We start from the raw sequence: 22,189 nt of genomic DNA, 5'->3' as shown, positions 1-22,189 counted from the left end.
GTTCAGGTCTTCCCACCCGCCATCGCTCCGGAGGTCATGGCCTCCACGAGACGCGCGAGCCCGATGGCGTTGCTACCCTTGACGAGAACCGCGTCACCGGGGCGAATCCTGACGAGCAGGCGCTCGCGCGCGGCAGCGGCGTCGGGCACATGGTCGAAATCGACGCTGCCCTCAAGCCTCGATGCGAGGGGCTGCATTTCGTCGCCGACCAGAAGTGCGTAGTCCACGCCAGCCGCCAGCAGCGGGCCTACGAGCGCTGCGTGATAGTCGTCGCTTTTTGCACCCAGTTCGCGCATCCCGCCGAGCACCGCGACCCGCCGCTTGGCCGGCTCCTCGCCGAGCTGGCGGATCGTTGCGGTCATCGAGGTGGGGTTGGCGTTGTAGCTTTCGTCGATCACCAGCGCCTCGCCGCCATCGACGAGGATGCGCGCACGCGCGCCGCGCCCGGCGAGTCCTTCCATCTCCGCGAGCGCGAGGCCGGCGGCGGCAAGGTCGCCGCCCAGCGCCTCGACCGCGGCAAGCACCGCCAGAGAGTTGGAGACCCAGTGATCACCCGGCGCCGCGACCGTGTAGCTGAGTTCGCCGCCCGGCAGCCGCGCAACGACGGCGGTACCGCGATCGGTTCGCGCGGACGACAGCGCGCGGACGTCCGCCCCCTCGCCGCGCCCGAACGTCCAGATCGTGCCGGCATGCTGGCGCGCCTTGGCGAGCAGCCGGTCGCGATGCGGGCTGTCATACGGCACGATCGCGATGCCGCCTGGCTCGAGTCCCTCGAAGATCTCGCCCTTGGCATCGGCAATCTCTTCCTCGCCCGAGAAATAGGCGGCGTGCGCCGGCGCGATGGCGGTGACCAAGGCGACATGCGGGCGGACGAGGCGGGTGAGCGCGGCGAGTTCGCCGGCATGGTTCATGCCCATCTCGAACACACCGAACTGCGCCTCACGCGGCATGCGGGCGAGGCTGAGCGGCACGCCGGTATGGTTGTTGTAGGATTTGACCGAGCGGTGGGCGAGGCCCGGGGCGGCGCGATCGAGCGCGGCAAACAGCGCCTCCTTGGTGCCGGTCTTGCCGACCGAGCCGGTGACGCCGGCGATGCGCCCGGACGACCGCGCGCGCGACGCGGCGCCGAGTTCGTTGAGCGCGGTCATCGTATCGCGCACCAGCACATGCGGCCGCGCGTCGATCGCGCTGAGCGCCGCGGTGACGTCGTTCACCAACACGTGCGGCTGGGCGATCGGCCGGCTGACGATGGCGCCGGCGGCACCCTGCGCGAACGCCTGGTCGACGAAGCGGTGGCCATCGGTGGTCTCGCCGGCGAGTGCCACGAACAGATCGCCGGGACCGACCTCGCGCGAATCGAACGCGACGCCGGTGGCGGAGAAGCCGCCATGCACCTCACCATCGGTGACCGATGCGATCTCGAACGCGGTCCACAGCGGCGTCATGGGACGATCCCTCCGTGCCTGAAGTGCCGATGCCATCACGCCGCCACCTCGCGCGCGACCTGGACATCATCGAACGGCAGCACCAGATCGCCCACGATCTGGCCCTGCTCGTGCCCCTTCCCCGCGACCAGCACGATGTCATCGGCGCCGGCATCCGCCACCGCCGCGGCGATCGCCTCACGGCGGTCGCCGATTTCAGTGGCGCCGGGAGCGGCGGCCATGATCGCGGCGCGGATTGTGGCGGGATCTTCGCTGCGGGGGTTGTCGTCGGTCACGATTACCTTGTCGGCCAGCCGCACCGCGACCGCCCCCATTTCGGGGCGCTTTCCGGTATCCCGATCACCGCCGGCGCCGACGAGGATGATCAGCCGCCCCCTGGCGTGCGGGCGCAGCGCGGCGATCGCTGCCTCGATCGCGTCGGGCGTGTGCGCATAGTCGACATAGACCGGCGCGCCGGCGCGGGTGATGGTCGCGCGTTCCAGCCGTCCGCGCACCGGCTGAACGCGAGCGAGGTTGGCGAGCGTGGTCGGCACGTCGCCGCCGGTGGCGATCACCAGCCCGGCGGAAACCAGCGCGTTCGCCGCCTGATAGGCACCGATCAACGGCAGCTTCACGGTGAAGGGCGTGCCTTCCACCGCAACCTGCAATGTCTGGCCCAGCTGGGTGGGCGAGCGGCCGATGAGCCGAAGCCCCTCGCCCTTCTCGCCCACCGTCAGCCGCCGGAGCCCCCGCTCGCTGGCCGCGAAATCAACCGCGGACGACGCTGCGTCATCCGCCCAGATCACCGCCGTGCCATTCGGCTCCACCACTTGCGTGAACAGCCGCAGCTTGGCGTCGAGATAGGCCGCCATGGTTCCATGATAGTCGAGATGATCGCGGCTGAGGTTGGTGAACGCCGCGGCCGCGACCGGCAGCCCTTCGGTACGATATTGCGAGAGGCCGTGCGAGGAGGCCTCGAAGGCAAGGTGCGTCACGCCCTCACGGCGCAGCCCCGCGACATTGCTGAGGAACGTGACGATGTCCGGCGTGGTCAGGCCGGTGGAGACCTGCTCGTCGGCGGTGGTGACGCCCAACGTGCCGATTGAGGCGGCATGATGCCCCGCCATCCGCCAGAGCTGGCGGGTCAACTCGACGGTGGAGGTCTTGCCGTTGGTGCCGGTGACGGCGACCGCGGTTTCCGGAAAGGGCGCGAAGAAGCGCGCGGCCAGCGCGGCGAACGTCTGGCGCGGCTCGACAGCGGCGATGTGGACCGCGCCCGTCACCGCCACCTCGGGCCGCGCGACAATGGCGACGGCACCGGCCTTCACCGCATCCGCGATAAAATCTTCGCCGTTGAAGCGCGCGCCGGGGAAGGCGCCGAACACCGTGCCCGCCGCCACCTTGCGGTGGTCGATCGCGAAGCCGGTGACGGTCGCCTCATCGCCGGTGCCGGTGAGCGCGCCCAGTTTCATCAGTGCTCCTTGTCCTTGCCCATCAGTTGCTGAAGCGCGCTGTTATCGAGGTCCGGCCCCGGCAGCACGCCCAGCATCGGCCCGGCGCGCGCGATCGTCCGCGAGATTACCGGCGCGGCGGTCCATGCCGCCGACGTGAAGCCGTAAGTGTCGGACGTGCCGACCGGCGCATCGAGCATCGCGATTACCACGTAGCGCGGCCGATCCATCGGGAAGACGGCAGCAAAGGTGGAGACGTTGCGGCTGCGCGAATAGCCGCCGGCCTGCGCCTTTTCGGCGGTACCCGTCTTGCCGCCGACACGGAAGCCCGGCGCATCGGCGCGGCGGCCGGTGCCGTCGGTCACCACCAGCCGCAGCAAATGACGCATCTTCTCGCTGGTCTCCGCGGTGAAGACGCGGCTGCCCTTGGCCACCTTGCCCGGCTCGACCTTGTAGAGCGTCGCCGGCCGCCAGATGCCGCCATTGACCAGCGCGGCATAGGCGCTGGCGAGCTGCAGCGGCGTCACCGCGATGCCGTGGCCGTAGGAGGTGGTCAGCGTCGTCGCACGGCCCCAGTTGACCGGCCATAGCGAAGAGCCGCGCTCCTTCAGCTCGATATCGGGCGGGCCATCAAAATGGACGCTGCGGAACAGCTTTTCCATGCGCGCCTGCCCCATCTCGTCGGCGATGCGCGCTGTCGCGATGTTGGAGCTGTGGACCAGCGTTTCGGGGATGTTCAGCCAGCGGTTGAGCGGGTGATCATCCTTGATGCGGAAGCGGCCGATCGGCACCGGCGCCGTCGCATCGTAGCGCTTGGCGAGCGAGGGCACGACGCCGGTGTCCAGCGCCGCCGCTATGGTCAGCGGCTTGAAGGTCGAACCAAGCTCGTAGACACTCTGCGTCACCGCATTGCGCAGCGGGCTGACCTGCGCATCCGCGGGGATCGCCGGCACCTTGTTGGGGTTGTAGACCGGCATCGAGGCCATCGCCACGACCTCGCCGGTATCCACATCGAGGATCAGTCCGGCGGCGCCGAGCGCGCTGTGCTTCTGCATCGCGGCATAGAGTTCGCTCTCCATCGCCGCCTGCACGCGCATGTCGATGGCAAGCTGAACGGGCTTGCCGCGCAGCGTCGGGTCGCTCAGCCTCTCGTCGAGCACACGCTCCATGCCGGCCGCGCCCTTGCCGTCGCGATTGGTATAGCCGAGCACCTGAGCCGCCAGCGTGGTCTGCGGATAGAAGCGCTCCGGCTCTCGGGCGAGCGCGACTGCAGGCTCGCCGAGCGCGTTGACCTGCTCGACCAGCTCCGGCAGCGCGCGGCGGCGTAGATAGGTAAAGTTGACCTTCGAATTGAGGATGCGGCGGTAGTCGGCATCGCTGCGCTCGGGCATCAGTTCGGCCAGCTTCTCCGCCAGCTCGTTGCGATCGCCCAGCACCTTCTTGGGGTGGATGCCGATCGACCAGGCATCCACCGTCTGCGCCAGCGGCTCGCCGTTGCGATCGACGATGTCGGCGCGCGCCAGGGTGCGGCCGATCGCGCCGCGCGCGGCGGGACCGTCAGCGACGAAGGTAAGCCAGACCAGTCGCACGCTGACCGCACCGACCGCGCCGATGAACAGCAGCATCAGCAGCATCAGCCGGAAATGCGCAACCGCAACCGACTGATGGCGCTGATCCGCGAGATGCGCGCGCGCTGGCCGGGCAACGAGCGTGGTCATCGCCGGGCGGGTGCCACGGCAGGAATGCGGGCAGGATCGCGCATCGCGACGCGGCCGATCTCGCCTGAGCCGTCGACCAGCCGGCGCGCGAGCATCTCGCCGCGCTGGCGGCGGCGGGCGGCGGCAGCGGCATCATCCGCCTTCGCCACGCGCGTGGGCGGCGGCAGATCGGCCTCGGCGGTGCGCGTCGCCACCACCGGCGGCGGCGCGACAGGCTTCGGCGCCGCGGCAGCGGCCGTGACGACGGGCGTCGGCGCGGGCACGACCGGCTGCGGCTCATAGGAGGCCAGCCGCACCGTCTGGGGGATGTTGAGCTGCGCCGGATCGCCATCCGGCAGCGCATCGACCCGCGCGAGTTGCGCGACTTCGAGATACTGGCCCGCACCGGGCGCGGACAGCGCCAGCACATCGCCGTTCCAGCGTTCGAGCTGGCGCATGCTGGCGCGCGTCTTCAGCTCGGTCTGGAGCTGGCGGATGTCGTGTTGCGTGCTGGCGATCTCACGCTCCACCTTCTCCAGCGCGCCGCGCTCGGAGGCGACCCGCAGCGAGACGAGGTAGAAGCTGACCGCGGCGGTGCCGATGGCAAGGGCCCATCCCAGCGGGCGGAGGCGGCGGGCGATCATCATGCGGCTTCTCCAAACGCGACAGGCCAGGCGGGAGCGGCGGTGCGGCGCGCGACGCGCAGCGTCGCCGACCGGGCACGGGGGTTGCGGGCGACCTCTTCAGCCGAGGGACGCACGGGCTTCGCCACCGCCTCGAAGCTGGGCAGCGGCGCGCGGCCCCGCGTATCGGGCATATGACGGGAGCCTGCGGGCGTGGCGCCCGAGCGCGCACGCAGGAAATTCTTGACCAGCCGGTCTTCGCCCGAGTGGAAGGTTACGACCGCCAAGCGGCCGCCGGGTTTCAGAGCCCGCTCGGCAGCGGCGAGGCCGCCTTCCAGTTCCTCGAGCTCGCGGTTCACCCGCATCCGGATCGCCTGGAAGCTGCGCGTCGCCGGATCCTTCGGCTCGTGCGGGCGGTGGCCGAGCGCGCGGCGGATGATCGTCGCCAGCTCGGCGGTGCGGGTGATCGGCCGCGCATCGACGATCGCGCGCGCCACCCGGCGCGAGCGGGGCTCATCGCCATAGCGGTAGAGCGTGTCGGCGATCTCGGCCTCGGGCGCGGTGTTGAGGAAGTCCGCGGCGCTCTCGCCTGCCTGCTCCATGCGCATGTCGAGCGCGGCGTCGGTCTGGAAGCTGAAGCCGCGATCGGCGCGGTCGAGCTGCATCGACGAGACGCCGATATCGAGCACGATGCCATCGACCGGCGCCACGCCGCGCTCGCCGAGCGCGGTCGCGAGCTGAGAGAAGCGTTCGGGCACCAGAGTCAGCGCCCCGGCCGCCTCGGCCACGAGCCCGGCGCCTTCCGCGATCGCATCGGGATCGCGATCGAAGGCGTAGACCTGCGCACCCGCGGCCAGCATCAGCCGGGTGTAGCCACCGGCGCCGAAGGTGCCGTCGACATGAGTTTCACCGGGCGCGATGGCGAGCGCGGCAACCGCTTCCGCGCCGAGCACGGGGATATGGGGTGCGGGGGCGGCATCGAGCGGACGGAAGGGGGTCACTTGCCGCCCTCCATCAGATATTCGGCGACCTCGCGGGTGGCCGCGGGCACGCAATCGGCGGTCAGCGCGATTTCCGGGTTCCAGATCTCGACGATATCGAGCGCGCCGACGAACATCGCCTTCGTCTCGATCTTGCCGGTACGGCGCATGAAAGGCGGCAGCACGAAGCGGCCGCTGCCGTCGAACGGCAGTTCGTCGGAGACACCGGCGGCGCGGGCGAGTTCGGACTGGGTGGGCTTGCGATCGGCCCCCTGCCCTTCTTCCTCGGCGAGGCGGAGCAGGAAATCGGGCAGTTCGTCATGGAACAGCCGGTCATAGACCATCAGGCAGGGCGCCACCGGATGGCGCGAGACGAACAGGGTGCGGCCGGAGCTGTTGGCCTCGAGCGTGGAGCGGAGTCGGGCAGGGACCGAGACGCGACCTTTATCGTCAACGCCGCTCAATCCGTAGCCGAAATACTTGCCCCTTGTTCCCACGTTAAGCCCCTGACGGGGGCACAAGCCATCCCGCGCCGGGACGCACAGGCGACCCGGTTACACATACAAAAATGCGGAATGACCGCCCTCAACCGATCTTGTTGCTACCAACAGACCGCCGGGCAGGCAAGGGATTTTAGGGGATTTTCGGGGAATTCAGGGGTTCATCCGGAATTTCCCTGTGGAATCTCGGGTTGCGCGATCGGGCCTGCTTGGGATGTTCCCGGCTTGTTCACGGCATTGATGCGAGACTCGGGAGATTCTTCCGGCCTTCCCCCGAATTTCCCCAGCCAGCCGCCGCGGATCGCCCATGCCGTCCCCAGAAATCCCAGGCCGGGGAGCAGGCCGACCAGCAGCGGCCAGTCCGAGTTGGCGGCCGGGTCGATCCAGCGAATCGGCGCGGTTTCCGGCTGGGGTGCTGCGGCGCCTTGCCCGTCCAGCGCGGCGAGCCAGCCGAGCACCATCGCGACATTGTCCGCCCGGCGCTGCTCGCGCTCGGCGCCGCGCGGGCCAGGACCGCGCCACTGGCGGGCATCCAGCAGATCGGCATCCGCCACCAGCAGCGCGCGGCCGCGGCCGATGCGGCAATCGGCCACCAGTCCCTCGGCGGTGACCGCGCAGTCGCCACGCGTGCGGGTGAAGCGCCCGATGCCCTGGGTTTCGAGCCGCGCGCCGCCGACCACACGCACTGCGGGCGCGTGCGGATCGGCCGGTGCGGCGATGGCGAGCCCCCAATGCGCCAGCAAAGGATCGAGCAGCGTCACCACCGGCGCGCGCCGGCGGTCGCCCAGCGGCCAGCGGCTCGGCCACGCCAATGCGGGGTCTGCAAACAGCAGCACCCGCCCGCCACCGCGCACCCAATCATCGAGCATGACAAGTTCGATGGGATCGAGCGCACGCGGCTGGGCGATCAACAGCAAGTTCTGCCCGGTGAGGCTTGCGGCATCGATGCGATCGATGGGCTGCACGGCATAGGCGCGCTGGAGGATCGGATGGATATCGGCGCCGCGCACTTGGCCGCCGAGGATGTCGGTCACATCCCCCTCCCCCCAGATGATCGGCAGCGACGTCAGGATTGCGAGGCGGCGCGTGGGCGCACCCGCGGTGGCGGGTGTAGCGCGCGGCGGGTCCGACAGCGCGAGCGCCACCCCGCCCTCGCGCACCGGCGCGACGCTGGCCAGAACCAGCAGCACGAACGCCGCCACCAGCGTCGCCACCCGGCCGGTGCGGCGGCGGACGAACTGGATGATGATGTCGGCAAGGGCAACGAACAACAGGCTGAGCGCGAACTGACGGAGCAACGCCGCGGCGGTGGGCGGGCCGCCGAGCATGGTCGTCATCGCGCTTTCCCCCACCGTCGCCGCGACCAGCGCCAGCGCATAGGCCGCCCAGCGTTCGGCACGCCGCGCCGGTGCCGCTGCCCAAGCGAGCACGACGAGCAAGGGCGGGCGCATGGCGAGGAAGGCGACCGCTTCCGCACGGGCACGCGCGGCGAATTCGCCGATCGTCAGCCCCAGCAGCAGTTCCGCCAGCGCCCAGCCGCCCGCAAGCGCGGCGACACGCACCGCGCCGGCGCGCGTCAGTTGGACTGTCCCGCCGACGGCGCAGGCGCCGGATCGACGCTGTTGCCGGTCGCGGCGGCCGGCGGCGTCGTGCTGCTGGGCGCCACGCCGATCTCGGAAATCGGATCGGCGGCGGCCGGCTTGGGGTCCTCGTCCGTGGTATTGAGGTGGACGGGGGGTGGCTGGGTAATGTTGGCGAGGTCGATCATCGGCACCACCGGTGCCTCGTCACTGGCGACGTTGAAGATGAAACTGACCAGCGCGACGATGAGCATCACGAACGCCAGACCGGTCAGGCCGACGCGGACGCGCTGCATCGAATCGACGCGCGGTATCGATTCCCTCCCATCGGCAAGCGCCATGCGTCCTCGCCTCCCCAGGCCGAAGATAGACGAGGATCCACGCATTGTTAAGCCCGGCCAGACGTTTCCGCGAACCAGGGGGGCATCGGCAGACCCTTCGCGGCGATCCAATCCCGGTTCCACAACGAGGAGAGGTAACGGAAGCCGGTGTCGCACAATATGGTGACGATGGTGTGGCCGGGGCCGAGATGGCGGGCAAGCTCCACCGCGCCGGCGACGTTGATGCCGGAGGAGAGACCGAGGCACAGCCCTTCCTCGGCGAGGAGGCGGATCACCCAGTCCATGCCGTCGCTGTCCGCGATGCGGAACTGGGTATCGACCGGCGCGCCTTCCAGATTGGCGGTGATCCGGCCCTGGCCGATCCCTTCGGCGACCGAGCTGCCTTCCGACTTCAGTTCGCCATGCGCATAGTAATTGTAAAGTGCGGCGCCGTGCGGATCGCTGAGCGCAACGACGATCTTCTCATTCTTGGCCTTCAGCCCCAGCCCCACGCCGGCGAAGGTGCCGCCGGTGCCGACCGCGCAGGTGAAGCCATCCACCTTGCCGCCGGTCTGCGCCCAGATCTCTTCCGCAGTGCCGCCGATATGCGCGCGGCGATTGGCGATATTGTCGAACTGGTTCGCCCACAGCGCATTCTCGGTTTCTTCGGCGATCCGGCGCGAGGTGTGGACGAAATGGCCGGGGTTCGAATAGGGCGCCGCCGGCACCAGCACCAGTTCGGCACCGAGCGCGCGCAGCGTATCCATCTTCTCGCGACTCTGCGTCTCGGGCATGACGATGATCGTCTTGTAGCCCTTGGCGTTGGCGACGAGTGCGAGGCCGATGCCGGTGTTGCCGGCGGTACCCTCGACGATGGTGCCGCCGGGCTTGAGCTGCCCCCGCTCCTCGGCATCATTGACGATGTAGAGCGCCGCGCGGTCCTTCACCGAGGCGCCGGGATTGGCAAATTCGCATTTGCCGAGGATCTCGCACCCGGTTGCGGCACTGGGACCGGCGAGGCGGACGAGCGGCGTGTTGCCGATCAGCGAAAGCGTGTCGGGGGAGACGATCATGCCGCGCTCAATAGGCCGGGTGAGGTACGCCGGGCAAGCAAGCGTGCGTTGCCGGCGATGAAGCCGCTGTTCCTGCGGCGCGCGGCCGGGGCTTGATCGCGCCCGCCCCCTGGCCCTACCGCGCAGCCGTGCCCTATCTTTACGCCATCGCCCTCGGGTCCAACCGCCGCCACGGCCGCCATGGCGCGCCGGCGGCGGTCATCCGCGCCGCCGCCGCGGCGCTTGCGGAGGAAGACTTGCGGCTGGTCCGGCTTTCGCCGATTCTCGCAACGCCAGCGCTCGGCCCGGCCGGTCGCGCTTTCGCCAATGCCGCGGCTCTGATCGAAAGCCGGCTCGATCCGCCGGCATTGCTTGCGCGGTTGAAAGCGGTGGAGCGCGCGTTCGGCCGGCGGCGGGGGCGGCGCTGGGGGCCGCGGGTGATCGATCTGGACATCATATTGTGGTCGGGCGGGCGCTGGCATGACCGGCGACTCGCGGTGCCCCACGCCGCGTTCCGCGCGCGCGATTTCGTGCTGGCGCCGCTCGCCCGGATCGTCCCCGACTGGCGCGATCCCGCCACCGGCTCCACCGTCCGCCAGCTTCGCGCGCGCCTGATCAACGCCAAGCCGGTTGACCCGCACCGCCGCCGCTTCTAGGGCATCGCCTTCGAATCCCCCGGGCGATCCCCGGCGGATCGTACTGGTGTGGGTCCGTAGCTCAGTTGGTAGAGCAAGCGACTTTTAATCGAGAGGTCCCGGGTTCGAGTCCCGGCGGACCCACCAGTTCCCAGCGGCGGCCCGCACGGTTTTCCGAGCCGATCGCCCCGCCGCCCGAGGCATGGGGGTGGACGCTTACCCGCGCGAACGCCTTGCCGATACGTCTGAAAGAGAAGAAGTGGGATGCCGGCTAACGCCAGGATGACGAAAGATATGCGATCCAGGCACTGAAACGGGAGCGCGCCTTCGTATTTTGGACAGCCGTTCGGAAAACCTCGCTCACCGAGATACAGCCGTTCGTTAAAATCTACTCAGTTATTTTGAATTAACACTCCCATGGATTTGTTCGGTCATCAATTCAGATATCGAACGATTGTCTTTATCTATCCATTTGGAATCTGCTATAACCAAGGAGGCGGCGTCGGCAGCGCGCTGTTCATCATTGCGGCGTCGCCGACATCCGGCAGCTCGATAACGCTCAACCTGCCGATCTGCGGCTTGCAGGCCACTTCACCCGACGAAGGCTTCCTCGAATGGGGCCTCGAATATCGGATCGACCGATCCTATCTGAGCCTCACGCTCAACGAGACGGTCTATGCGACAGTCCGCCAGACAATCATCGACAAGCTGGGCGATCGCCCCAAATACCTGGTCGCTGATATCAACCTGCCGCGGCTGGCGGGCGAAAGCTGAACCGCGCGCATAATCTGTCGCGCCGCTCATCTTTGAACAAGGATAAGGCGTGGCCGGCCAGGCTCGCCAGCGCGATGGCGGGCATGCGCGATCTCTTCCTCTACTGGAAAGATCCGGCCTTTAGCTTTCACCAAACTCTCTTCAATCGCTGCTGCGGTGCAGCAAGATTGCTTGACACACAAAGAGCCTGCAAATAGTAAGCTTGCTATCGATCAGCGGCAGAACCGCTGGTTGTCAGGAGAGATCTGAAATGCGTTTCCTTGCCGTCGCCTTGGCACTTGCCGTTTCTGCAGCGCCCGCCCTTGCCGAGCCGCCGGTCGCCAGCCGCGGCGCCATGCTGCGCGACGCGAACCAACTCCGCCTCGGCCGCGTCGAGCAGGTCCGCCCGGACGGGTCGGTCAGCCTGATCGTCGGCTCCAAGTTCGTCGTCGTCCCCGCCAGCACGCTAACCCTCGTCGATGGAAAGCTGATGACCTCGCTGACGAAGAAGGAAGTCGGCGACCTCAAATAAGCGCGACTATCGAGCTGCAGGAAGGCCTCCTCCGGTATATCCGGAAGAGGTCATTTTCGTATGTGCGTGCATTATAGTGCACATCGTTATTCAGCCGTTGGCGACGCGGCTCAGCGGCTTCGCCGGCAACTGTTCGCCTTCGTCGGCGCTCTCGTCGATCGGCGGCAGGCTGGGAGCCGGCGCCGCGACCAGATTGTCGGTGATCCGGCCGAGCAGCCGCATCAGCGTGTCGCGCTCCCCGGCCGAGAAGCCGGCGAGCGAGACCTCTTCCTCCTCGGCGCCCAGCGCGGTGAGCGTTTCCAGCACGGGCGCCGCCTTGGCGGCGACATAGAGGCGGTTGACACGGCGATCGACAGGATCCGGCCGCCGCTCGATCCATTCCGCCGCCTGCAACCGGTCGATGATCCGCCCCGCCGTCACCGAATTGATTTCGAGGTGCGAGGCGATCTCAGCCTGCGTCGCGCCCTCAGACAGCCGCACCGCGACGATCATCGTCCATTGCGCGCGGGTAAGACCGACGATGCGCGCACGCGCATCGAAGCGCGTGCGCAGCATTCGCGCGATCCAGGAGAGTTGGAAGCCGGCGCTCGGCTGGACGGGCATGGGATTTTCCTGAAGGCGGGTCTGGCCGCCACCCTAGTTGCAGGGCGCACACTTGGCCAGTCGGTGAACTCCGGCACCGCGTGTCGATCCGGCATCTCAAGACCCACCTCCGGCGTAACGTCGGCAACTTTATCCTGCCGAGCAGCGTCCAGGCGGCGCGCGCCTATGGCGCGGTTATGGCAGTCAAATTCTGACGTCGACGACGGCTCCGCGCGTTGCAGTCACGCACCGCATGCCCTACCTTGTGGTCATGCGACGCCTGCTCCCCTTGCTGGCTGCAACCGCCCTCGCCGCGCTTGGTGGCTGCGATCGCGGCCAGGCGCCGATCGATATCGTTTCGGTCGAACGGCTGCCGCTGAACAACCGCGATGCCGGCGTTGACCTGCAGGTTGACGTGCGCGCAGGCCAGTTCCGCAACCTGATTGACCTGCGTGGCACGCTCGATCTCAAGATCGCCGCCTGCTCTGCACCCGATGGCCCGGCCGACCGGGTGCCGGTGCTGTTCGGCCATCAGGACATCGCCCGCCTTTCGCCCAACCAGATCGCCGACGATCCCGACACGCTCGTCCGCCTCAACGCCACGGTTTCGCGCCGTGCGGCGGCGCTGCCCGATCGCTGCGTGTTCCTCGTCGAAGGCAGCGGCCGCCCCTATGCGCCACGCGTCACCAGCCGGATGGTCCCGCTGCCGGCCGCCTGAGTGCCTGCGGCCGTCATTGCCGTGTCGCATTTGGCCGCTAGCCGCCGCGCTTCTGCCCGGAGGTATCCCCATGTTTGTCGCCCTCGCCGCGCTAGCCGCAGCCGCGCAACCCGCCCCCGCACCGGCGCGCACCGAGCCGGCGCAACCGCCGGTGGCGCGGCTCCAGGCCAAGGAGGTCCGCCGTTATGTCGCGCGCGAGGCGCGGCAGGGCGTCGCCGTGGACGAGAAATATTTCTACGCGATCACCAACAGCCAGATCGGCAAATATGACAAGCAGAGCGGCCGCAAGCTCGCCGAATGGGTGGGCGACAAGCGCCGCATCCGCCATCTTAACAGTTGCGTCGCGGTGGAGGGCCAGCTCATCTGCGCCAATTCCAACTTCCCGCAGGTGCCGATGGCGAGCAGCGTCGAGATTTTCGACAGCGCCACGATGCGCCACCTCCGCTCGATCCCGTTCGGGATGCGGCTGGGCTCGCTGACCTGGGTGGAAAAGCATGATGGCCAGTGGTGGGCGGGCTTCGCCAATTATGACGCGAAGGGCGGTGAACCGGGCCGCGACCATCGTTTCACCATGGTCGCCACCTTCGATGATCAATGGCGGATGACCGGCGGCTACCGCATGCCGGACAGCGTGCTGGAACGCTTCGCGCCGATGAGCAGCTCCGGCGGAAGCTGGGGCGCGGACGGGCTGCTCTATGTGACCGGCCACGACCTGCCCGAAATCTATGTGCTGGCCGAACCCGGCGAGGGCCCGATGCTGGAGCATGTCGCCACCATCGCCGCGCCGCTGGAGGGCCAGGCCTGGGCCTGGGACCGATCCGCCCCGCGCCGCATCTTCGGCATCACCCGCAAGGCCGGCGAGGTCGTGGTGATGGACCTGCCCAAGCTGCCTGCGCGTTGATCGCAAGCGCCATTCCTCTCCTATCAACGGACCATATCATGATCATCAGGAAGACCATCGGCCTTTCGGCCGCGGCCACCGCGCTGGCTCTCGCCGGCTGTTCGGAAGAGCCCGACAATGCGCAGACCAGCGGGATCGAGATCAGCAACAGCAGCCGGCCGAAAGTGGCCCGCGCCGAGGATCAGGTGCCGGGCGCGATCGAGGAGCTGGGCCCGGCCGATCGAAGGACAGCGTTGCGCGGCGAACTGGGCTGTAGCTTCGCGGATGGCCGCGGCCGCACCCTGCTGATGGCCAAGGGCAATGTCGGCGGCTCCCAGCCGAGCGATGCGATCGTGCGCATCGGCGGCGCGATCCATCGCGTCGCGGCGGCAGGCGGATTCAACGCGATGGTGAAGGGCGCGAGCTTCTCCGGTGACGGCCTGACCCTTACCGTGAAGGCCACCGCCCCCACGCGCGGCGGCGGCGAATCCCCCTCCCAGCCGGCACGGCTGACCTATACGCCGGCGGATGGCGCGAAGGACGAGGCGCCGAAGGAAAAGGCGCTGCTGAAGGTCAACGGCGTCTGGCAGTGCGGGCCGTAAGGGTGGTTGTTCCGACCGGACAAAGCCCTGCGACCTTTCCCGCGAAGCGCGCTATCGCCCGGCAGCCGATTACTCCCGCACCCCGATCGCATCCACCTCAACCAGATAACCATGATGCAGTTCCGGCACCGGTACCACCGTGCGCGCCGGCTTCGCGGCACCGAACATCTCGGCATAGATGCGGTTGAACGCCGGCCAATTGTCGACGCCGACGATATAGGCGGTCACGCGCAGCACTCGATCGGGGCCGCTGCCAGCCTCGGCGAGGATAGCGAGGAGGTTGGTGAGCGCTTGGCGGACCTGGACCTCGAAAGGCTGATCGGCGGTGTGGGTGCCGTCGCTGCGCGGGCCGAGCTGGCCCGAAACGAAGACGAGATCGCGCCACGCCGCAGCCTGCGCATAATGGCCGGCGGGTGCAGGGACGGCCGGAGTGGCAATGCGATCGATCGGGTCGGTCATACCGCCCGCGCCCGCGCGATCAGATCGCGAAGCTCGATCCGCAGCCGCAGCCGGCTGTCGCGTTGGGGTTGGTGACCTGGAAGGAGGAACCGCCGAGCGATTCGACGAAGTCGACCGCACTGCCCTGGACGAGATCGAGGCTCACCGCATCGACGACCAGGGTGACGCCGCCATTCTCGGTCACCGCATCGTCGCTTTCCACGCGTTCGGCGAGCCCGAAGCGATATTGGAAGCCGGAACAGCCGCCGCCTTCGACCGCAAGGCGCAGGATCGGCGCCTTGCCCGTCTTGGTGGCGATCTGGGAGACGCGCCTGGCGGCGCTGTCGGTCAAGGCAACTGAAGGGGCGTTCATGCCTTGAATTTAGGGGAGTGGGGGGTCGCCTGCAATGGGCGACCCCTTCTCCTCCCCTGACCGAGCGGGCGAGAGGGGTCTTTCGTGGGGGCCTCAGTTGTTGAGCGGGCCGCCCAGCGCCACTTTCGCCGTATCCGAGTGCTGCTGCACGTCGGCCAAATACTCCGATTGCTGCATAAAGGGAATGGGATTCACGGCACGGCCGTCGATCCGAACTTCATAATGAAGATGGCAGCCGGTCGACCGGCCGGTCGAGCCCATCAGCGCGATCAACTGACCACGCTTCACGCGGGTGTTGGGCGCCACCAGAACCTTCGAAAGATGGCCATAACGGGTCTGGATGCCCTTGCCATGTTCGATCTCGACAAGGTTGCCATAGCCACCCGCCCAGCCGGCGCGGCCCACGATCCCGTCAGCCGTGGCATAGATCGCGCTGCCATGCGAACCGGGGATGTCGACGCCCGAGTGCATGGCGGCGGTGCCGCGGAACGGATCCGAGCGCACGCCGAAGCTGGAGGTGAACTTCACATTGTCGACCGGCTTCTGCGACGGGATCGCGATCACGCCCTGCTCAAGCTGGTCGAGCTTCTTCCACGACAGGAAGAGCGCCTTGAACTGCGCGTCGGTATCGCCTTCCGCAGCCTTGGCGGCAGCGGCGTCGACCGGCTCGAACGGGCCGCCCATCGCGCCCGGCGACACGTGGAAGCGCTGCGGCGACAGGCCGAGCTTCTGGATCAGCCGCGCGGTGTTCTTGTAGCGAGCCTCGGTCGCCGCGCGAACCTGCTCAGCCAAAGCGCCCTGCTCACCCGCGACCGTCTGCAGCGGTGCGACCACCGAAGCGGCGGTGCCATCGGGCGTGCCGACTTCCTGCGGCAACAGTGCGGCAAGCTTCTTGGGATCATCCTCTCCGGCAAGCACCGCGGCGAGGAAGGCCTGGCGGCGCTCCATCTGCATCGCGTGTACCGCCGCGGCGCGCTTCACCGCTTCCATGTCGGCGCGCATCGCGGCGACCTTGGACTGCATGCGCGCGACTTCAGCGTCGCTCGACCCGGTGGCAGCGGCGGCCGTTTCGGCGCCCATGCCGGTCATCTGCGTAACGCCGACAGCGGATCCGCAAAACAAAATCGCCGCAGCGGCAGCAGCGGCGACCTGGGTCTTCAAGCCGACGCGAATCCGGCGCAGCGAGGAGCCATCATGGAGAAAAAAATCTCGCGTCTTGAAAAAAGAGCGGAACCCTAAGGCGGCTCCAGCATTTTTTGTTTGTGTAAGCAGCATCAAATCCCCGGCGACCATATACGGCGCCGACGGGGATCGGCACCGCTCTTAAAACCCCATCCCTTGCGGATTTTGCCCCAACCGCATCAGACGCTGGTTGTTTGCGGTGCCGCATCGTGCGGATCAAGCATGCCGTAAAAATCGCGCGTCAAACCGGCTGCCGCACGCGCTGAGTCGTTAAAGGGCGGCTTAAGCGCACCGCGAAAATTGCGCGCGATTAACAAACGCCAATGTGCGTGAGGCGCGAATCCGGATGATTCGCATGCACGCAGGAACCATGCTGTGCCGGCGCGCACATGCCGAATTTCGTCGTTGAATATTCTTTGCAGGATGCGCGCGCTCTGGCCGTCGCCAAGCGCGGTGAGCCGGTCCGCTGTGGCGGGGGTGACGTCGAGCCCGCGTGCCTCCAGTACCATCGGCACGACGGCAAGGCGTGCGAGCGCATCGTGGCGGGTCACCTCCGCCGCCTCCCACAGCCCATCATGTGCAGGAAGCGCGCCGTAATGACTGCCCAGCTGCCGCAGCCGCCGGTCGAGCAGCGCGAAATGCATCGCCTCATCCGCCCCCACCCGCAGCCAGTCATCCGCGAAGCCGCGCGGGAATTGTCCACCGAAACGGCCGACGAGATCGAAGGCGAGGTCGATCGCTGAAAATTCGATATGCGCCAGCGCGTGGAGCAGCGCGATGCGATTACGCAGCGAGCCCGCCTTGCCGCGCTTGGGCATGCGCGATGGCGGCAGCAGTTCGGGCCGCGACGGCCGTGCCGGAGCATCGGGCATCGCGGTGTCGAAGGCGTGTTCGAGCTTGCCGAGGCGCCAATCTCGCGCGGTGCGGCGGGCGCGCATGACCTTGGTGCGCGGGTCCGGCGCGGTAAGGACGGCGCGGCAGGCGGTGGCGAGGGTCATGCAAAACCACCCCTCTTCCCTCCGGGGAGAGGCCGGGAGAGGGGCAGATCGGGCAACGCACGATCTGCGGAATGCGCAGCATTCCGGTGCCGGGTCTGACAGCGCTGTATGCCCGGCGCGACTACCTCTCTCCCCAACCCTCTCCCCCGAGGGGAGAGGGAGTCGTGCAGCACCCCCCTCACAACCCCTTCGCGGCCTCCAGCACCTGCGCCGCGTGGCCTGCCACCTTCACCTTGCGCCAGATCCGAGCGATCTTGCCGTCCGCGTCGATCAGGAAGGTCGCGCGGTCGATGCCCATATATTTCCGGCCGTAGAGCGACTTTTCGACCCAGGTGCCGAACGCTTCACACACGCTGTCATCGGCGTCGGTGGCGAGGTCGATGGTCAGCCCGTGCTTCGCGGCGAACTTCTGGTGCTTCGCCGAGGTATCCTTGGACACGCCGATCACCGCGACGCCCGCCGCCGCGAAATCGTCCGCCAGCGCGCTGAAATCCTTTGCCTCGGTGGTGCAACCGGGGGTGTCGTCCTTGGGGTAGAAGTAGAGCACCAGCGGCTTGCCGGCCCAGGCAGAAAGGGGCTTTTCGGTGCCGTCGGCCATCAACAGGGTCGCGTTGGGGGCGCTATCGCCTTCGTTAAGCATAAAATCTCCTTCTTCTATTCTCCCCTTCCGCGGAGCGGGAGGGGTCGGGGGAGGGCATGTCCGGGGGCGTGCGCTGTCGTCTGACAGCCCCCCCGCAAGGGGGAGGGGGGTTATCCCGAAATCTCCCGCCAGCATTCCGAAATCGTCTTTCGCGCCGCTGCATAATCGTCCAGAAGTGCCTCCCAGCTTTCCGCCCGGCATGCGCCCACCACCAGCGCGCGCGCGGTGTCGGGGGGCTGGCCGCCGCCAGGGGCGACCAGTCGGAGCGTGATCAGCAGCCGCGCGAGGATGTCATGCGCGCCGATCACCGCCAGCGGCAACAGCCCCTCCCCCACCAGCAGCCGCACCGCGCGGCCGAGATCGGGATCGAACCCGGTGCGGTGGCGCAATTGCAGCACGTGGAGGCAGAATTCCAGATCGACCAGCCCGCCGTCGATGAGCTTGACGTCCATGGGCCCGGCGGGCGGTTTGTGCTTCGCGATATCCGCCCGCATCTTGCGCGCGTCCGCCAGCAGTTTCTCGGCATCGCGCGGCGCTTCAAGCTGCCGCCGCACGATCGCCGCGATCTCGCCCTGCGCCGCATCCGATCCAAAGACCGGCCGCGCCCGGCACAGCGCCATATGCTCCCACGTCCATGCATTTTCCCGCTGGTAGCGCTCGAACGCGTCGAGCGAGACGCATAGCGGCCCCTGCGTGCCCGAGGGGCGCAGCCGCGTGTCAATCTCATAGAGCGGGCCCGAGGCGGTCGGCACCGAGAGCGCGGCGCTGATCCGCTGCGCCAGCCGGTTGTAGTAATGGAACGGCCCCAGCGGCTTGCGCCCGTCCGAATCCTTGAGGTCGAGCCCGGTGTGGAGGTAGATCAGGTCGAGATCGGACGCGTGGGTGAGCACGCCGCCGCCCAGCCGCCCCAGCGCCAGCACCGCGAATTCGCTGCCGGGCACGCGACCATGCGCTTCGGCGAAGGTAGCGGTCGCAGCCGTGGCCAGCACGACCAGCGCCGCTTCTGCCACGCGCGCATAGCCGCGCGCCACCTCCAGCGCGTCCTGCGCGCCGGTGACGAGTTGCACGCCCAGCGCGAAGCGACGCTCGCTCACCTGCCGCCGAACGCGATCGAGCAGTGCCTCATAATCCTCGTCGCGCTCGCCGTTGCGGAAGGCGGCAACAAGTTCCGTCACCGGCCCCGGCAGGTCGAGCGCGCTGGCGTCTATCAGCCCGTCGAGCAGTTCGGGGCGGCGCGCGAGATCCTGCGCCAGCGCGGGCGCGTGGCTGAGGATGGCGCCCAGTTGCACCGCCAGTCCGGGCCGCGCTTCGAGCAGGCGGAACAGGTTGATCGCGCTCGGCAGCTTCTCGACGATATCGTCGAGCCGGTTGAACGCCGCCGCCGGATCGGGTGCCCTGCCCAGCGCCTGGACAAGCCCGGGCAGCACCGCTTCCAGCGCCTCGCGCGCGGCAGGGCTGCGCAGCGTACGCAACGTGCCCGAACGCCAGCGCTCGATGCGCGCCACGACTGGCGTGCAATCGGAAAAGCCCGCCTCGGTCAGCGTCTCACCGAGCCGTGCGGGGTCCTGCGGCAGTTCGCCGGCATCCTCATCCTCCAGCGCGTCGTAGATTGCGCCGACCCGCGTCACATGCGGCCGCAGCCGCTCGACCAGCGCCGCGGCGTCGCCCTTGCCGTCGAGCGCGGCGACGGCTTCCATCGCCTGGGGATCGCGCGGCAAGGTGTGGGTCTGCCGGTCGTCGACCATCTGCAGCCGGTGCTCGACATCGCGATAGAGGCGATAGGCGGTGGCCAGCGCCGCCGCCTCTTCGCCATCGATCCGATCCGCTGCCGCCAGCGCCGCCAGCGCATCGAGCGTGGCCGGCACGCGCAGCGCGGGATCGCGCCCGCCGTGGATGAGCTGGTGGATCTGCGCGAAGAATTCCACCTCGCGAATGCCGCCGCGGCCACGCTTGAGGTCGTAACCGGGGCCGAAGACCTGGCCCTTGCTGTGATGGTCGCGGATCCGGTGGGACATCGCCCTTATCTCCCCCACCGCGCCGAAGTCGAGCGCGCGGCGCCACACGAACGGGCGGATCGCGGACAGGAAGGACGCGCCCAGCGCACGATCGCCGGCGGCGGCGCGGGCGCGGATGAAGGCCGCCCGCTCCCACGCGACCGCGCTCGATTCATAATAGCCGATCGCCGCCTCCACCGGCAGCGCGATCGGCGTCGCCTCCGGCGTCGGGCGCAGCCGCAGGTCGACGCGGAAGACATAGCCGTCGCCATCGCGGGTCTGGAGCAATTCGATGACCCGCCTGCCGATGCGGACGGCCGCTTCCACCGGCTCCTCACGGCCGCGGCGCGGCAATGTCTCGGGATCGAAGATCAGGATCGGATCGATATCCGACGAATAATTCAGCTCGCGGCTGCCATGCTTGCCGAGCGCGATCACGGCGAAGCCCTGCGGCTCGGCGTCGGGCGTGCGCTCGCGGATCGCGGCGGCGATGGCGATGTCGAGCGCGCGGTCGGCGAAGTCGGAGAGGCGGGTGACGGTGGCGGTCAGGTCATGCACGCCGGCGAGGTCGGCGATCGCCAGCGAGAGCGCCACGCCCTGCCGCTCGATCCGCATCGCCTGCGCCACCGTGGCAGCCCCCTCGGCAGCGGTGCGGGCAGCGGCGAGCGCATCGTCGATCCGACCGGCTTCGAGCAGCGTAACGACCGGAGGGTGCAGCACCATCAGCCGGCGGAGGAAGGGCGAATGCGCCTCGGCGCGCGCCAGAGCTTCGACAGTCGACATGCGCGCGGTCTAGCCGCGGCAGCACAATGGGGACAAGGCCGGCTTTGATTCAGACCAGTTAATGTGAAGCAACTTGTTGGCTGGATCAGCGTTAACAGCAATATGAAGCAGCAAGTGCCCAATTGCCAACCAGACCGCCCTTCGGAGCGCATGGTGATTGTCGCCCCCTCGCCGCATGAGGGGGTGGGCCGCGCCCTGCGTTCCGCCTATCGCGGCGGCACCGAACGGCTGCCGCCCGAACTGGTTGAACTGCTCGGCAAGCTCAACTAGGCCTGCTGCCTCAGTCCTCGACCGCAACCTCCGGCGCGCGCGCCGATTCCCCGGCAACGACATGCCCGGCCGGCAGCGCGTCCGGACAGCGCCCTTTGCGCACCACCGTCTTTTCCTGCTCGGCGTAGGCCTGGTGAATGATGCTGCCTGGGCACACGCTTTCGGTCAGCCAGACATTGCCGCCGATGACCGAGCCGGCGCCGATCGTGACGCGGCCGAGGATGGTGGCACCGGCATAGATCACCACATCATCCTCGACGACCGGGTGACGGGCGATGCCCTTCACCAGCGTGCCATCATCCTCCTTGGGAAAGCTGCGCGCGCCCAGCGTGACCGCCTGGTAGATCCGCACCCGATCGCCGACCACCGCGGTCTCGCCGATCACCACGCCGCTGCCATGATCGATAAAGAAGCTGTGGCCGATGCTGGCGCCGGGATGAATCTCGATCGCGGTTGCCGAATGCGCGATCTCGGCGATGATCCTCGCGACCAGAACGGCGCCAAGCCGATGGAGTTCGTGCGCGAGGCGATGATGGAGGATCGCGGCGATGCCGGGATAGCACAGCACCACCTCGTCGACGCTGCGCGCCGCCGGATCTCCGGCATAGGCCGCCTCGACATCACGATCGAGCAGCCGACGGATTTCGGGCAACCGCCGCGCGAACGTGCCGACGATCTCACCCGCGCGATCGTCGACATCGACAGCGCCATCACGATGCGCGAGTTCGAAGCGCACCTCTTCCCGCAGCCGACCGAGCGCACGGTCGAGCGTTTCGAGCACATAGTCGCATTCGTTATGCGGCCGCACCGTGCCCGAGCCGAGCCGCAATGGAAACAGCGCGCCGGAGAGATCGGCCATGATCGCCTCGAGCTTGCGCCGCGAGGGAAAGCCGGCATCGCCCTGCCGCCGATGCCGCGTCCGCCAATCCTCGCGCACGGCGTGAAGCTCACCGGCGATCGCGGCGACGTTCCACATGTCGTCGAGGCGGGTTCTGTCTGGTTCGATCCTGGTCATGGGTGCGGAGTATCGATCGGGGAACAAGGGTTTGGAATATAGCTTGTCTTGGCCGGGGCCAAGCTGAGGTGCACTACTCCTTCGCCAATCCGGGAAGTCGGCCACGGTTAGAAGAAGTCTCGAAAGGCGCAGAGCGTTGTCAGGTCCGTTCTGGAATGCTGAGCATT

The 22,189-nt window shown here is 68.2% G+C and carries 23 protein-coding genes and 1 tRNA gene; 7 read left to right on the top strand and 17 right to left on the bottom strand.

Going from position 1 to position 22,189, the window contains the following annotated elements:
• Nucleotides 1–2: 2 nt before the first annotated feature.
• The 9 genes from FHS96_RS23325 to FHS96_RS23285 all read right to left on the bottom strand — a co-directional run bounded on the left by FHS96_RS23325 (nucleotide 3) and on the right by FHS96_RS23285 (nucleotide 9,648).
• The gene (locus tag FHS96_RS23325) at nucleotides 3–1,445 is read right to left on the bottom strand and encodes a UDP-N-acetylmuramoyl-tripeptide--D-alanyl-D-alanine ligase (RefSeq protein ID WP_429597673.1); all 1,443 of its coding nucleotides are present in this window, start codon (nucleotides 1,443–1,445) and stop codon (nucleotides 3–5) included.
• 35 nt (nucleotides 1,446–1,480) lie between these two features.
• Nucleotides 1,481–2,896 (bottom strand): UDP-N-acetylmuramoyl-L-alanyl-D-glutamate--2,6-diaminopimelate ligase, encoded by a 1,416-nt coding sequence (locus FHS96_RS23320; RefSeq protein ID WP_429597670.1) that lies wholly within the window; start codon nucleotides 2,894–2,896, stop codon nucleotides 1,481–1,483.
• Complete coding sequence (locus FHS96_RS23315) at nucleotides 2,896–4,593, bottom strand: peptidoglycan D,D-transpeptidase FtsI family protein (RefSeq protein ID WP_429597667.1); 1,698 nt, start codon at nucleotides 4,591–4,593, stop codon at nucleotides 2,896–2,898. Before FHS96_RS23315 ends, FHS96_RS23320 begins: the two co-directional genes overlap by 1 nt.
• On the bottom strand, nucleotides 4,590–5,219 hold the full coding sequence (locus FHS96_RS23310; protein ID WP_429597664.1) for a hypothetical protein: 630 nt from the start codon (nucleotides 5,217–5,219) through the stop codon (nucleotides 4,590–4,592). The genes FHS96_RS23315 and FHS96_RS23310 overlap by 4 nt, the downstream gene beginning before the upstream one ends.
• Nucleotides 5,216–6,196 carry a 16S rRNA (cytosine(1402)-N(4))-methyltransferase RsmH gene (gene rsmH / locus FHS96_RS23305; protein WP_429597660.1) on the bottom strand — a complete coding sequence of 327 codons (981 nt, stop codon included), beginning with the start codon at nucleotides 6,194–6,196 and terminating at the stop codon, nucleotides 5,216–5,218. Before rsmH ends, FHS96_RS23310 begins: the two co-directional genes overlap by 4 nt.
• Nucleotides 6,193–6,672: a division/cell wall cluster transcriptional repressor MraZ gene (locus FHS96_RS23300; protein WP_429597657.1), complete on the bottom strand. Its 480-nt coding sequence runs from the start codon at nucleotides 6,670–6,672 to the stop codon at nucleotides 6,193–6,195. Before FHS96_RS23300 ends, rsmH begins: the two co-directional genes overlap by 4 nt.
• Before the next feature lie 164 nt (nucleotides 6,673–6,836).
• Nucleotides 6,837–8,237 (bottom strand): Gldg family protein, encoded by a 1,401-nt coding sequence (locus FHS96_RS23295; protein ID WP_429597655.1) that lies wholly within the window; start codon nucleotides 8,235–8,237, stop codon nucleotides 6,837–6,839.
• Between the two features lie 14 nt (nucleotides 8,238–8,251).
• Complete coding sequence (locus FHS96_RS23290; protein ID WP_429597652.1) at nucleotides 8,252–8,596, bottom strand: hypothetical protein; 345 nt, start codon at nucleotides 8,594–8,596, stop codon at nucleotides 8,252–8,254.
• Between the two features lie 47 nt (nucleotides 8,597–8,643).
• Nucleotides 8,644–9,648: a cysteine synthase A gene (locus tag FHS96_RS23285; protein WP_429597649.1), complete on the bottom strand. Its 1,005-nt coding sequence runs from the start codon at nucleotides 9,646–9,648 to the stop codon at nucleotides 8,644–8,646.
• A gap of 92 nt (nucleotides 9,649–9,740) precedes the next feature.
• On the opposite strand from FHS96_RS23285, the gene folK reads away from it, so the two are divergent.
• From folK to FHS96_RS23265, 4 genes are all read left to right on the top strand, one after another.
• Nucleotides 9,741–10,283 carry a 2-amino-4-hydroxy-6-hydroxymethyldihydropteridine diphosphokinase gene (gene folK / locus FHS96_RS23280; protein WP_429597647.1) on the top strand — a complete coding sequence of 181 codons (543 nt, stop codon included), beginning with the start codon at nucleotides 9,741–9,743 and terminating at the stop codon, nucleotides 10,281–10,283.
• 50 nt (nucleotides 10,284–10,333) lie between these two features.
• A tRNA-Lys gene (locus tag FHS96_RS23275) sits at nucleotides 10,334–10,409 on the top strand.
• A gap of 270 nt (nucleotides 10,410–10,679) precedes the next feature.
• Nucleotides 10,680–11,036, top strand: coding sequence for a hypothetical protein (locus FHS96_RS23270; protein ID WP_429597644.1), 357 nt, complete (start codon nucleotides 10,680–10,682; stop codon nucleotides 11,034–11,036).
• Nucleotides 11,037–11,286: 250 nt separating this feature from the next.
• A complete protein-coding gene (locus FHS96_RS23265; RefSeq protein WP_429597641.1) occupies nucleotides 11,287–11,547 on the top strand; it encodes a hypothetical protein in 261 nt (86 codons plus the stop codon).
• 90 nt (nucleotides 11,548–11,637) lie between these two features.
• Here FHS96_RS23265 and FHS96_RS23260 read toward each other — a convergent pair whose 3' ends face one another.
• Nucleotides 11,638–12,150, bottom strand: coding sequence for a MarR family winged helix-turn-helix transcriptional regulator (locus tag FHS96_RS23260; RefSeq protein ID WP_429597638.1), 513 nt, complete (start codon nucleotides 12,148–12,150; stop codon nucleotides 11,638–11,640).
• Between the two features lie 250 nt (nucleotides 12,151–12,400).
• Here FHS96_RS23260 and FHS96_RS23255 point away from each other — a divergent pair, with 250 nt between their 5' ends.
• The 3 genes from FHS96_RS23255 to FHS96_RS23245 all read left to right on the top strand — a co-directional run bounded on the left by FHS96_RS23255 (nucleotide 12,401) and on the right by FHS96_RS23245 (nucleotide 14,329).
• A complete protein-coding gene (locus FHS96_RS23255; protein WP_429597635.1) occupies nucleotides 12,401–12,847 on the top strand; it encodes a hypothetical protein in 447 nt (148 codons plus the stop codon).
• Between the two features lie 70 nt (nucleotides 12,848–12,917).
• Nucleotides 12,918–13,748: a hypothetical protein gene (locus tag FHS96_RS23250; protein WP_429597632.1), complete on the top strand. Its 831-nt coding sequence runs from the start codon at nucleotides 12,918–12,920 to the stop codon at nucleotides 13,746–13,748.
• 38 nt (nucleotides 13,749–13,786) lie between these two features.
• A complete protein-coding gene (locus FHS96_RS23245; RefSeq protein ID WP_429597629.1) occupies nucleotides 13,787–14,329 on the top strand; it encodes a hypothetical protein in 543 nt (180 codons plus the stop codon).
• 69 nt (nucleotides 14,330–14,398) lie between these two features.
• Here the strand turns inward: FHS96_RS23245 and FHS96_RS23240 are convergent, their stop codons facing one another.
• The 7 genes from FHS96_RS23240 to epsC all read right to left on the bottom strand — a co-directional run bounded on the left by FHS96_RS23240 (nucleotide 14,399) and on the right by epsC (nucleotide 22,022).
• Nucleotides 14,399–14,788 (bottom strand): RidA family protein, encoded by a 390-nt coding sequence (locus tag FHS96_RS23240; protein ID WP_429597627.1) that lies wholly within the window; start codon nucleotides 14,786–14,788, stop codon nucleotides 14,399–14,401.
• A gap of 19 nt (nucleotides 14,789–14,807) precedes the next feature.
• Nucleotides 14,808–15,140, bottom strand: a complete 333-nt coding sequence (gene erpA / locus FHS96_RS23235) for an iron-sulfur cluster insertion protein ErpA (protein ID WP_429597624.1) — start codon at nucleotides 15,138–15,140, stop codon at nucleotides 14,808–14,810.
• A gap of 93 nt (nucleotides 15,141–15,233) precedes the next feature.
• Nucleotides 15,234–16,229 (bottom strand): M23 family metallopeptidase, encoded by a 996-nt coding sequence (locus tag FHS96_RS23230; RefSeq protein ID WP_429597621.1) that lies wholly within the window; start codon nucleotides 16,227–16,229, stop codon nucleotides 15,234–15,236.
• 272 nt (nucleotides 16,230–16,501) lie between these two features.
• Nucleotides 16,502–17,320, bottom strand: coding sequence for a ferritin-like domain-containing protein (locus tag FHS96_RS23225; protein ID WP_429597618.1), 819 nt, complete (start codon nucleotides 17,318–17,320; stop codon nucleotides 16,502–16,504).
• A 178-nt stretch (nucleotides 17,321–17,498) separates the two neighbouring features.
• Complete coding sequence (locus FHS96_RS23220) at nucleotides 17,499–17,960, bottom strand: peroxiredoxin (protein ID WP_429597615.1); 462 nt, start codon at nucleotides 17,958–17,960, stop codon at nucleotides 17,499–17,501.
• Between the two features lie 110 nt (nucleotides 17,961–18,070).
• Nucleotides 18,071–20,737 (bottom strand): bifunctional [glutamine synthetase] adenylyltransferase/[glutamine synthetase]-adenylyl-L-tyrosine phosphorylase, encoded by a 2,667-nt coding sequence (locus FHS96_RS23215; protein WP_429597612.1) that lies wholly within the window; start codon nucleotides 20,735–20,737, stop codon nucleotides 18,071–18,073.
• Nucleotides 20,738–21,017: 280 nt separating this feature from the next.
• Entirely contained in the window at nucleotides 21,018–22,022 is a 1,005-nt protein-coding gene (gene epsC / locus FHS96_RS23210) for a serine O-acetyltransferase EpsC (protein ID WP_429597609.1), read from the bottom strand.
• Between the last annotated feature and the right edge of the window lie 167 nt (nucleotides 22,023–22,189).

Origin of the sequence: Sphingomonas zeicaulis (genome assembly GCF_050433225.1) — a bacterium.
GTDB lineage: Bacteria > Pseudomonadota > Alphaproteobacteria > Sphingomonadales > Sphingomonadaceae > Sphingomonas_D > Sphingomonas_D zeicaulis.
The sequence above is the reverse complement of the archived record's forward strand: the minus strand, read 5'-3'. Positions and strand labels throughout refer to the sequence as shown.